The organism is Corynebacterium sp. HMSC074A01, from assembly GCF_001831515.1.
In the GTDB taxonomy this organism is placed as follows: domain Bacteria; phylum Actinomycetota; class Actinomycetes; order Mycobacteriales; family Mycobacteriaceae; genus Corynebacterium.
Genome location: NZ_KV825615.1, coordinates 232,779 through 243,944, shown reverse-complemented (window position 1 = coordinate 243,944; position 11,166 = coordinate 232,779). Strand labels below are relative to the sequence as shown.

Below are 11,166 nucleotides of genomic sequence, written 5' to 3'. Positions count from 1 at the left end.
GTAAGCTCTGCTTCAAAATTTTCAGGTCGCCCGCCGTGAGGTCTCAGCGCTACCTTCTCGTCTACACCTGTCTTCCGGGTTGGCGCGACGTGCCCTCGGGCGTGCTCGCGGGCGTCCATTACACTTTTGGCCATGCTGCCTAAATCCCGGATCCTTTCCGCGCTCCTTGTCGGCCTCGGCCTTGCGCTCGTGGTCGGCAGCCTGCTCGCGCCGCGCTTCCTGCTCGGGGATGGGCGTTTGCCGCTTGACCTGGAGCGCACCACATGGACGCTGCATGATGAGGACGGCATCCGCGAAGGGGAGCGCGCCCCGGTGACGCGCCAGCTCCACATGGAGATCCAGGACCCCGCCAACGACGACGTGGCCAGCGTGCGCATCGGCGACACCCTGCGCGCCGGCACTGCCGAGCGGGACTTTGACAACCTCGTCTCGGCCTCAACGTGGTCGATGGTGCTCGACCGGCTCACCGGCGAGGTCGCGCTGCCCGCCCAGGTGGCCTTCGTGATGGGCATGCCGCCGGTCGAGGTGCCGCTAGATGCCCCGTGGCTGAAGCTGCCTTCGGACGTGCAGCAGCAGGACTACGCCATCTTCGACCCGCAGCTGCGCGGCGGCGCGCCCGCGCAGTTTGCCGGCGAGGAGGAGATCGCGGGCCGTACCGTCTACACCTTTACCCAGCACATTGAGCCGACGAACCTCGCGCTGCGCTACGCGGACCCATTCAACACCAGCTCCACTGAGGTGGGTGAGGAATCGGTGCGCACCTTCCGCTACTACGCTGCGGACCGCGAGTACCAGGTCGACCAGATCTCCGGGCTGGTCGTGGGGATCAAGGAGAAGGTCGACGTCTTTTACGCGGATAACCAGGGCGCACACCCCAACAACGTGTATACCTACGACGCGGCGATGGACCCCGCAGATACCGAGGCGATGGTGCAGCAGCTGTCGCGCGTGTACTCGCAGTCGGTGTCGCAAAAGGCCACGTGGGCGGTGCTTGCCCTCGGCGTGCTCATCGCCCTTTTGGGCCTGGTCGGGGCGTTCCGCCCGGCTCGTGAGCGCTAGGCGCGCGCCGCGAGTTTGTTTTCCCCGCCACTTGTAGTGGTAGGCTTCCCCGCAGCGGCGTCGCCAGAGGGGTTCTGGCAGCGAGAGCAAGCTTTTCGACGGCACGGCTTCGCTCCTTTACCGCAAAGATGGCACGGGGGTGTGTCGTCTCTTTACAAACGTGGAAGTGTGCTATAGGCTAAGTCGTTGCGCTGGAAGCCGTCTCCAGTGTGCGCGTGCGCCTTGCATGAGGCGCTCGTCGAAAAGTGGGCCTTTTGGCAGCAATGATTTCGGCGAGTGCTGATTTGACAAGGTGATTTTGTCATCTCTGGGGGCGGGTCTTCTGAAGCAGACCGAAATGCTAACTTACCCAGCGGAAACGCCGCTTGCCTGCAGAGCCAGAGTGGGCACAGCGGCCTCCGCCTTAGGTGCTGGAAGGACCCAACTTGGCAGTCTCAAACCAGACCATGTCAATGGCTGAAATTCCCGGGGCCCCCGAACGTTACTCGTTCGCCAAGATCGAAGAGCCGATCACCGTCCCGGGTCTTCTTGATGTACAGCTTGAATCTTTTGCTTGGCTCGTCGGCACGCCTGAGTGGCGTGAGCGCGAGCAGGAGCTGCGCGGGGATGAGGCGCGCGTCAAGAGCGGCCTCGAAGACATCCTCGACGAGATCTCCCCGATCCAGGACTACTCGGGCAACATGAGCCTGACGCTGTCCGAGCCGCGTTTTGAGGACGCGAAGTACACGATCGAGGAGGCGAAAGACAAGGACATCAACTACTCCGCGCCGTTGTACGTCACCGCGGAGTTTATTAACAACGACACGCAGGAGATTAAGTCCCAGACCGTGTTCATCGGCGATTTCCCGCTGATGACGGACAAGGGCACCTTCATCGTCAACGGCACGGAGCGTGTCGTCGTCTCCCAGCTCGTGCGTTCCCCGGGCGTCTACTTCGACGAGACGATTGATAAATCCACCGAGCGCCCGCTGCACGCCGTGAAGGTGATCCCTTCGCGTGGTGCATGGCTGGAGTTCGACGTGGACAAGCGCGACACCGTCGGTGTGCGCATTGACCGCAAGCGTCGTCAGCCGGTGACCGTCCTGCTGAAGGCGCTGGGCTGGACCACCGAGCAGATCACGGAGCGCTTCGGCTTCTCCGAGCTCATGATGTCCACCCTGGAGAACGACGGTGTGGCAAACACCGACGAGGCGCTGCTGGAGATTTACCGCAAGCAGCGCCCGGGCGAGCAGCCGACGCGCGATCTTGCGCAGTCCCTGCTGGAAAACTCCTTCTTCAAGGCGAAGCGCTACGACCTGGCACGCGTGGGCCGCTACAAGGTCAACCGCAAGCTCGGTCTGGGCGGTGACCACGAGGGCCTGATGACGCTGACCGAAGAGGACATCGCCACCACGCTCGAGTACCTCGTGCGCCTGCACGCGGGCGAGACCGAGATGACCTCCCCGTCCGGCGAGATCATCCCGATCAACACCGACGACATCGACCACTTTGGTAACCGCCGCCTGCGTACCGTCGGCGAGCTGATCCAGAACCAGGTCCGCGTCGGCCTGTCCCGTATGGAGCGCGTCGTGCGCGAGCGCATGACCACCCAGGACGCAGAGTCGATCACGCCGACCTCGCTGATTAACGTGCGCCCGGTGTCGGCTGCCATCCGTGAGTTCTTCGGTACCTCGCAGCTGTCCCAGTTCATGGACCAGAACAACTCGCTGTCTGGTCTTACCCACAAGCGTCGTCTCTCCGCGCTGGGCCCGGGTGGCCTCTCGCGTGAGCGCGCCGGCATTGAGGTCCGAGACGTGCACCCCTCGCACTACGGCCGCATGTGCCCGATTGAGACCCCGGAAGGCCCGAACATTGGCCTGATCGGTGCCCTGTCCTCGTATGCGCGCGTCAACCCCTTCGGGTTCATCGAGACGCCGTACCGCAAGGTGGACAACGGCCAGCTCACCGACCAGATCGACTACCTCACGGCTGACGAGGAGGACCGCTACGCGATTGCGCAGGCGGCCACCCCGATGACCAAGGACGGCGAGCTGACCGGCGAGCGTATCGAGGTCCGCCTGAAGGACGGCGACATCGGCGTCGTCGGCCCGCAGGGCGTCGACTACCTCGACATCTCCCCGCGCCAGATGGTCTCCGTCGCAACGGCGATGATTCCGTTCCTGGAGCACGACGATGCGAACCGTGCGCTGATGGGCGCGAACATGCAGAAGCAGGCCGTGCCGCTGCTGCGCGCCGAGGCCCCCTACGTGGCCACCGGTATGGAGCAGCGCGCCGCATACGACGCCGGCGATACCGTCATTTCCCCGCTCTCGGGCGTTGTGGAAACCGTCACGGGTGACTACATCACCGTGCTGGGCGACGACGGCACGCGCGACACCCAGCAGCTGCGTACCTTCCACCGCACGAACCAGGGCACCTGCTACAACCAGACGCCGATCGTGTCCGCTGGCCAGCGTGTTGAGGCCGGCCAGGTCATCGCTGACGGCCCGGGCACCAAGGACGGCGAGATGTCGCTGGGCCGTAACCTGCTGGTTGCGTTCATGCCGTGGGAAGGCCACAACTACGAGGACGCCATCATCCTCAACCAGCGCGTGGTGGAGGAGGACATCCTCACCTCCGTGCACATTGAGGAGCACGAGATTGACGCCCGCGACACCAAGCTCGGTGCCGAGGAGATCACCCGCGAGATCCCGAACGTCTCCGAGGACGTGCTCAAGGACCTCGACGAGCGCGGCATCATCCGCATCGGCGCGGACGTGCGCGACGGCGACATCCTGGTCGGTAAGGTCACCCCGAAGGGTGAGACCGAGCTGACCCCGGAGGAGCGCCTGCTGCGCGCCATCTTCGGTGAGAAGGCTCGCGAGGTGCGCGACACCTCCCTGAAGGTGCCGCACGGTGAGACCGGCAAGGTCATTGCAGTGCGCCGCTTCTCCCGCGAGGACGACGACGATCTGTCCCCGGGCGTCAACGAGATGATCCGCGTCTACGTGGCGCAGAAGCGCAAGATCCAGGACGGCGACAAGATGGCCGGCCGCCACGGCAACAAGGGTGTCGTGGGCAAGATCCTGCCGACCGAAGACATGCCGTTCATGGAGGACGGCACCCCGGTGGACATCATCCTGAACACCCACGGTGTGCCGCGTCGTATGAACATTGGCCAGGTCCTCGAGGTGCACCTCGGCTGGCTGGCTAAGGCCGGCTGGACCGTGAACCCGGATGACCCGGCCAACGCTGCACTGCTGGAGACCCTGCCCGAGAAGCTTTACGACGTGCCGCCGGAGTCGCTCACCGCAACGCCGGTGTTCGACGGCGCGTCCAACGATGAGATCGCGGGCCTGCTCGCTAACTCCAAGCCGAACCGCGACGGCGACGTCATGGTCGATGAGCACGGCAAGGCCAAGCTGTATGACGGTCGCTCGGGCGAGCCGTACAAGTACCCGATCTCGGTCGGCTACATGTACATGCTCAAGCTGCACCACCTCGTGGACGAGAAGATTCACGCCCGCTCCACTGGCCCGTACTCCATGATTACCCAGCAGCCGCTGGGCGGTAAGGCACAGTTCGGTGGCCAGCGCTTCGGCGAGATGGAGGTGTGGGCAATGCAGGCTTACGGCGCTGCCTACACCCTGCAGGAGCTGCTCACCATCAAGTCGGACGACGTGGTCGGCCGTGTGAAGGTCTACGAAGCAATCGTCAAGGGCGACAACATTCCGGATCCGGGCATCCCCGAGTCCTTCAAGGTGTTGCTCAAGGAGCTGCAGTCGCTGTGCCTCAACGTTGAGGTGCTTTCTACCGACGGCAGCGCCATGGAGCTCGACGGCGACGACGATGAGTTTGATCAGGCCGGCTCCTCGCTGGGCATCAACCTCTCGCGCGATGAGGGCTCTGCGGCGGATTCCGTCTAGACGCCAGGCGGGCGTCGTAAAGCATGCGCTTGTCGACGCCTGGAAAGAAAACGAGAAGAAACTATCCACACGCAATCCTCCCCAGCTGGGGGAGGTGAAAGGGAATTTACGTGTTTGACGTAAACCTCTTCAACGAGCTTCGCATCGGCCTGGCCACTGCCGAAGACATCCGTAAGTGGTCCCACGGCGAAGTGAAGAAGCCGGAGACCATTAACTACCGCACCCTCAAGCCCGAGAAGGACGGCCTGTTCTGCGAGCGCATTTTCGGCCCCACCCGCGACTGGGAGTGCGCCTGCGGTAAGTACAAGCGCGTCCGTTACAAGGGCATCATCTGCGAGCGCTGCGGCGTCGAGGTGACCAAGTCCAAGGTGCGCCGTGAGCGCATGGGCCACATCGAGCTCGCCGCTCCCGTGACCCACATCTGGTACTTCAAGGGCGTGCCTTCGCGCCTGGGCTACCTGCTTGACCTTGCGCCGAAGGACCTCGAGCGCATCATTTACTTCGCTGCCAACATCATCACCAGCGTCGACGAGGAGGCACGTCACAACGACATGTCCACCCTCGAGGCGGAGATGCTGCTGGAGAAGAAGGAAGTCGAGGAGGACGCCAACTCCGAGATCGCCGAGCGCGCCCACAAGCTGGAGGAAGACCTCGCTGAGCTCGAGGCCTCCGGCGCGACCGCCGCTGCCCGCAAGAAGGTGCAGCAGGCCGCGGACAAGGAGATGACCCACATCCGCGAGGCCGGCGAGCGCGAGGTTGAGCGCCTCGAGGAGATCTGGCAGACCTTCCAGAAGCTGGCTCCGAAGCAGATGATTATCGACGAGGTGCTCTACGAGGAGCTCGTCGACCGCTACGAGGACTACTTCACCGGCGGCATGGGCGCCGAGGCGATCCAGACCCTGATCCGCAACTTCGACCTCGAGGCCGAGGCCGAGGAGCTGCGCACCATCATCGCTGAGGGCAAGGGCCAGAAGAAGGTCCGCGCGCTCAAGCGCCTGAAGGTTGTCGCTGCGTTCCAGCGCTCCGGCAACGACCCGGCCGGCATGATCCTGGACGCGATCCCGGTGATCCCGCCGGAGCTACGCCCGATGGTGCAGCTGGACGGTGGCCGCTTCGCTACCTCCGACCTGAACGACCTGTACCGTCGCGTGATCAACCGCAACAACCGCCTCAAGCGCATGATCGATCTTGGCGCGCCCGAGATCATCGTGAACAACGAGAAGCGCATGCTGCAGGAGTCCGTTGACGCGCTGTTCGACAACGGCCGCCGCGGCCGTCCGGTCACCGGCCCGGGCTCCCGCCCGCTGAAGTCCCTGTCCGACCTGCTCAAGGGCAAGCAGGGCCGCTTCCGTCAGAACCTGCTGGGTAAGCGTGTCGACTACTCTGGTCGTTCCGTGATTATTGTCGGCCCGCAGCTGAAGCTGCACGAGTGCGGTCTGCCGAAGCTGATGGCGCTCGAGCTGTTCAAGCCGTTCGTGATGAAGCGCCTGGTGGACAACGACTACGCGCAGAACATCAAGAGCGCAAAGCGCATGGTCGAGCGCCAGCGCCCCGAGGTGTGGGACGTCCTCGAAGAGGCGATTTCCGAGCACCCGGTGCTGCTCAACCGCGCACCGACCCTGCACCGCCTGGGCATCCAGGCCTTCGAGCCGAAGCTGGTCGAGGGTAAGGCCATCCAGCTGCACCCGCTGGCCTGCGAGGCCTTCAACGCTGACTTCGACGGTGACCAGATGGCAGTCCACCTGCCGCTGTCTGCCGAGGCGCAGGCTGAGGCCCGCGTGCTCATGCTGTCCTCGAACAACATCCTGTCCCCGGCGTCCGGTAAGCCGCTGGCGATCCCGCGCCTGGACATGGTGACCGGCCTGTACTTCCTCACCATGGAGAAGTCCACCTCCGAGGTCGGCGGCGAGGGCGCGTACGCGCCTGCCGACGAGAACGGCCCGGCACGCGGCGTGTACTCCTCCTACCGCGAGGCCATCATGGCCTACGACCGCGGTGTGCTTGGTCTGCAGGCACCGATCAAGGTCCGCATCGACCACCTCCGCCCGACGGTTGAGGTGGAAAAGGAGCAGTTCCCGGACGGCTGGACCAAGGGTCAGCCGTGGATGATGGACACCACGCTCGGCCGCATCATGTTCAACGAGCTGCTGCCGTACAACTTCCCGTACCAGGAAGGCGCGATGGTGCGTAAGGGCGGCGGCTCCGGCAAGGTGCTGCTTGGCGACATCATCCAGGGCATGGTGGAGAAGTACCCCATGATCACTGTTGCGCAGACCCTGGACAAGCTGAAGGACGCTGGCTTCTACTGGTCCACCCGCTCGGGCGTGACCATTACGATGTCCGACGTGCTCGTGCTGCCAAACAAGACCGAGGTCTTGGAGCGCTACGAGAAGGAAGCCGAGGAGATCGAGCGCAAGTACTGGGAGAAGGGTGCGCTGACCGAGGAGAACCGCTACGACCGTCTGGTCGAGCTGTGGCAGGACGCCACCAACAAGGTCGGTCAGGCCGTCGAGGACCTGTACCCAGACGACAACCCGATTCCGATGATCGTGAAGTCCGGTGCTGCCGGTAACATGCGCCAGATCTGGACCCTGGCCGGCATGAAGGGCATGGTTGTGAACTCGCGCGGTGAGTACATCACCCGCCCGATCAAGACCTCCTTCCGCGAGGGCCTGTCCGTGATGGAGTACTTCAACAACTCTCACGGTTCCCGTAAGGGCCTGGCCGATACCGCGCTGCGTACCGCTGACTCCGGCTACCTCACCCGTCGTCTGGTTGACGTGGCCCAGGACGTCATCGTCCGCGAGCAGGACTGCGGCACCCACCAGGGTGTCAAGGTTCCGGTTGCGGTTGAAGCTTCTGAGGGCAAGTTCGTCCGCCACGAACTGGTCGAAACCTCCGTCTCCGGCCGCGTGCTGGCTTCCGACGTCAAGGACGCCGAGGGCAACGTGGTCTTCGAGGCCGGCACCGAGCTGTCCGAGGAGCGCATCGACACGCTCGTGGAGAAGGGCATCACTGAGCTCAAGGTCCGCTCCGTGCTGACCTGCCAGACCCCGACCGGTGTCTGCGCCAAGTGCTACGGCAAGTCCATGGCCTCTGGCCAGCTGGTGGACATCGGCGAGGCCGTCGGCATCGTCGCTGCACAGTCCATTGGTGAGCCGGGTACCCAGCTGACCATGCGTACCTTCCACCAGGGTGGTGTCGGCGGCGACATTACCGGTGGTCTGCCGCGTGTGCAGGAGCTGTTCGAGGCCCGCGTGCCGAAGAACTGCGCTCCGATCGCGTCGGTAGCCGGTACGATCTCGCTGGAGGACGAGGGCAACTTCTGGACCCTGACCATCCACCCGGACGACGGCTCCGACGACGTGGTCTACGAGAAGCTGTCCAAGCGCCAGGGCCTGGCCCAGGTGCGCCGCCCGATGGAGTCCAACCCGGACGCCATGATCGAGCGCTCCCTGCGCGAGGGCGACCACGTGGAGGTCGGCGACCGCCTGCTCCGCGGTGCTGCGGATCCGCACGACGTGCTCGAGGTTCTCGGCCGCCGCGGTGTGGAGAAGCACCTCATCGACGAGGTCCAGGCTGTCTACCGCACTCAGGGTGTGTCGATTCACGACAAGCACATCGAGATCATCATCCGCCAGATGCTGCGCCGCGGCACGGTCATCGACTCCGGCTCGACCGAGTTCCTGCCGGGCACGCTGATCGACCTCGCCGAGGCACGCCAGGTCAACGCCGCCACCGTCGCGGACGAAGGCCAGCCGGCAGAGATGCGCTCCGAGATCATGGGTATCACCAAGGCTTCCTTGGCTACCGAGTCCTGGCTGTCGGCCGCCTCCTTCCAGGAGACGACCCGCGTGCTCACGGACGCCGCGATCAACAAGCGCTCCGACCAGCTCATCGGCCTGAAGGAGAACGTGATCATCGGTAAGCTGATCCCGGCCGGTACGGGCATCTCCCGCTACCGCAACATCCAGGTCAAGCCGACCGAGGCTGCGCGCTCCGCCGCGTACTCCATCCCGAGCTTCGGCGAGGGCATCTACGGCGACGAGGGCTTCGGCGAGTACACCGGTGCCTCCGTCCCGCTCGACGAGTACGGGCTCGACCAGATCTAGCCTTCTGGCTGACTGCTAGGTCTTTTCCGGTCTGCTGCTAACGGCCCGGCTCCCTTCGTGGGGGCCGGGCCGTTGGCGTTGCTGGCTGCGTGGGCCCCAAAGCGTTGGGGTGGCTTTTGAGGACCTTTGCTGCCGGGAGCGGTTGGGGTGAATGGAGCTAGCTCCGTTTAGGGAAATCGCCGATGCGCGACCTGGTGTTTTGCAACCGGCGCGGGGCCAAATGGAGCTAGCTCCGTTTAGAGAGATCGCTGAGGCGCGACCTGGCGTTTTCTCGACGCCGCAGGCCCAAATAGAGCTAGCTCCATTTAGGGGGCTCGGCGAAGTGCGACCTGGGCTTTTGTAACCGGCGTAGGTTCAAATGGAGCTAGCTCCATTTAGGAAGACACTTTTAGGAAGACCGCCGACACGCGATCAGGGCGTTGAACAGCGCAAGTCAATCCATGCGTATCGTGGCGGCATGAGCGGATTTAGCGAAGCCGAGCGCGAGGCGATGCGCCAGCGCGCAGAAGAACTGCGTCGCGAAAAAGGCGGCAACAAGAAGGCCAAGAATCTCGAGGCCGTGCAGGAGCTGATCGACGCCATGCCGCCGGAAGACCGCGACCTCGCCGCCGCAGTCCACACGATGGTCACGGAGGAAGCGCCCCAACTCGACGCGCGGACGTTCTATGGCATGCCCGCCTGGGAAGGGTCAGACGGCGTCGTGCTCTTCCTGCAGGTCTCGTCGAAATTCGACGCCCGCTATACCACGCTCGGGTTCCAGGAGAACGCCCATCTTGACGACGGCGCGATGTGGCCGACCAGTTACGCCATCCAAGAACTTAACGACGATACCCGGGCGCGCATTCGCGAGCTCATTCGCCGCGCCGTTCACTAAACACGTGCGCCACGGGCGGCGCGGACGATGCCTACCCCGCCCATGAGCGCGAGCCCGCGCACGCGTATGACAGGCGCATCCACCGGAAGGTCTGCGAGTGCGATGGTGCAGGACGGGTGGGTTTCCACCCCGAATCCGCCCATGATTCCCAGTCCGGCGTCCACCACGCGCACGTCTTCCGGCACGATGATTTCAATGCCGCCCATGACTGCAAACGCGTTGATGATGGTCTCGTGTGCGCTCAGTCGCGCTTCGCGCAGGTCGAGGGAGTTGCCGCCCATGACCGTGATGGACGTGTGATTCGGAGCGACGAGCCAATCACCGCCGCGTTCGCTGCCGCCCATGATGGAAAGGCTGAACGGGGAACCGCCCGATTCGCCGGTGGCGTAGCGAGCCATGGTGCCGTCTTGCCGGGCGGGTTGGTTGTGTTGGGGAGTGACGGGGGAGAGATCGTCGATAAGCGCAGGAAGCTCATCGACAAAGGTGGCTCTGTAGAGGGCGGCGGATCGCTCGTCGAACTCTGTGACCGTGAGCTGGCCATCGACGAATGCGTCGTGGAGGGAGGCTTCAGCACGAGCACGCTCGGCGCTGCTGAGTCGCTTGCGGGGGAGGTTCGGCTCGCTCATGGAACGCAGAATAGCACGGATTTGCCGTGCCACCTTGGCGTGTTGTAAGGTATACGAGGTTTCGCTCGCGACCTATCGCGTGGCGGAAAAATACGAACTCCAAGCGGTTTCGTGAAAGTGCTGGTAGTTCATGCATCGGCAGGGCCCCGAAGAAGAGCCCTCATTTTTGCATGTACGGCCACCTTGCGCACGGATCGCGAGAACAAGAAAGAGCGTGAATGCCTACTATTCAGCAGCTGGTCCGCAAGGGCCGCCACGATAAGAGCCAGAAGGTGGCTACCGCTGCGCTGAAGGGCTCGCCCCAGCGTCGCGGCGTGTGCACCCGTGTGTACACCACCACCCCGAAGAAGCCGAACTCGGCACTGCGTAAGGTCGCACGTGTGCGCCTGACCTCCGGTATTGAGGTTTCCGCATACATCCCGGGCGAGGGCCACAACCTCCAGGAGCACTCCATGGTGCTCGTGCGTGGTGGCCGTGTGAAGGACCTCCCGGGCGTTCGCTACAAGATCATCCGTGGCGCGCTGGATACCCAGGGCGTGAAGGACCGTAAGCAGGCTCGTTCCCGTTACGGCGCAAAGAAGGGACAGTAA

General features: G+C 64.0%; 6 protein-coding genes. 5 read left to right on the top strand and 1 reads right to left on the bottom strand.

Annotated features, from left to right (window positions below):
• Nucleotides 1-132 precede the first annotated feature (132 nt).
• From HMPREF2550_RS04915 to HMPREF2550_RS04900, 4 genes are all read left to right on the top strand, one after another.
• The gene (locus tag HMPREF2550_RS04915; protein WP_070790048.1) at nucleotides 133-1,059 is read left to right on the top strand and encodes a cell envelope lipid trafficking protein PgfA; all 927 of its coding nucleotides are present in this window, start codon (nucleotides 133-135) and stop codon (nucleotides 1,057-1,059) included.
• A gap of 407 nt (nucleotides 1,060-1,466) precedes the next feature.
• The gene (locus HMPREF2550_RS04910) at nucleotides 1,467-4,964 is read left to right on the top strand and encodes a DNA-directed RNA polymerase subunit beta (protein WP_070790046.1); all 3,498 of its coding nucleotides are present in this window, start codon (nucleotides 1,467-1,469) and stop codon (nucleotides 4,962-4,964) included.
• Nucleotides 4,965-5,074: 110 nt separating this feature from the next.
• The gene (locus HMPREF2550_RS04905) at nucleotides 5,075-9,076 is read left to right on the top strand and encodes a DNA-directed RNA polymerase subunit beta' (protein WP_070790044.1); all 4,002 of its coding nucleotides are present in this window, start codon (nucleotides 5,075-5,077) and stop codon (nucleotides 9,074-9,076) included.
• Nucleotides 9,077-9,533: 457 nt separating this feature from the next.
• On the top strand, nucleotides 9,534-9,950 hold the full coding sequence (locus tag HMPREF2550_RS04900) for a hypothetical protein (RefSeq protein ID WP_070790042.1): 417 nt from the start codon (nucleotides 9,534-9,536) through the stop codon (nucleotides 9,948-9,950).
• Here HMPREF2550_RS04900 and HMPREF2550_RS04895 read toward each other — a convergent pair.
• Nucleotides 9,947-10,576, bottom strand: coding sequence for a DUF1707 SHOCT-like domain-containing protein (locus tag HMPREF2550_RS04895; protein WP_070763328.1), 630 nt, complete (start codon nucleotides 10,574-10,576; stop codon nucleotides 9,947-9,949). The two genes, HMPREF2550_RS04900 and HMPREF2550_RS04895, sit on opposite strands and share 4 nt — an antisense overlap.
• A gap of 218 nt (nucleotides 10,577-10,794) precedes the next feature.
• Between HMPREF2550_RS04895 and rpsL the strand changes: the two genes are divergently transcribed.
• Complete coding sequence (gene rpsL / locus HMPREF2550_RS04890) at nucleotides 10,795-11,166, top strand: 30S ribosomal protein S12 (RefSeq protein ID WP_038588209.1); 372 nt, start codon at nucleotides 10,795-10,797, stop codon at nucleotides 11,164-11,166.

Coding starts and splice junctions, on each gene's coding strand:
- HMPREF2550_RS04915 (WP_070790048.1), top strand. CDS start 133: ATGCTGCCTAAATCCCGGATCCTTTCCGCGCTCCTTGTCGGCCTCGGC.
- HMPREF2550_RS04900 (WP_070790042.1), top strand. CDS start 9,534: ATGAGCGGATTTAGCGAAGCCGAGCGCGAGGCGATGCGCCAGCGCGCA.
- HMPREF2550_RS04895 (WP_070763328.1), bottom strand. CDS start 10,576: ATGAGCGAGCCGAACCTCCCCCGCAAGCGACTCAGCAGCGCCGAGCGT.
- rpsL (WP_038588209.1), top strand. CDS start 10,795: ATGCCTACTATTCAGCAGCTGGTCCGCAAGGGCCGCCACGATAAGAGC.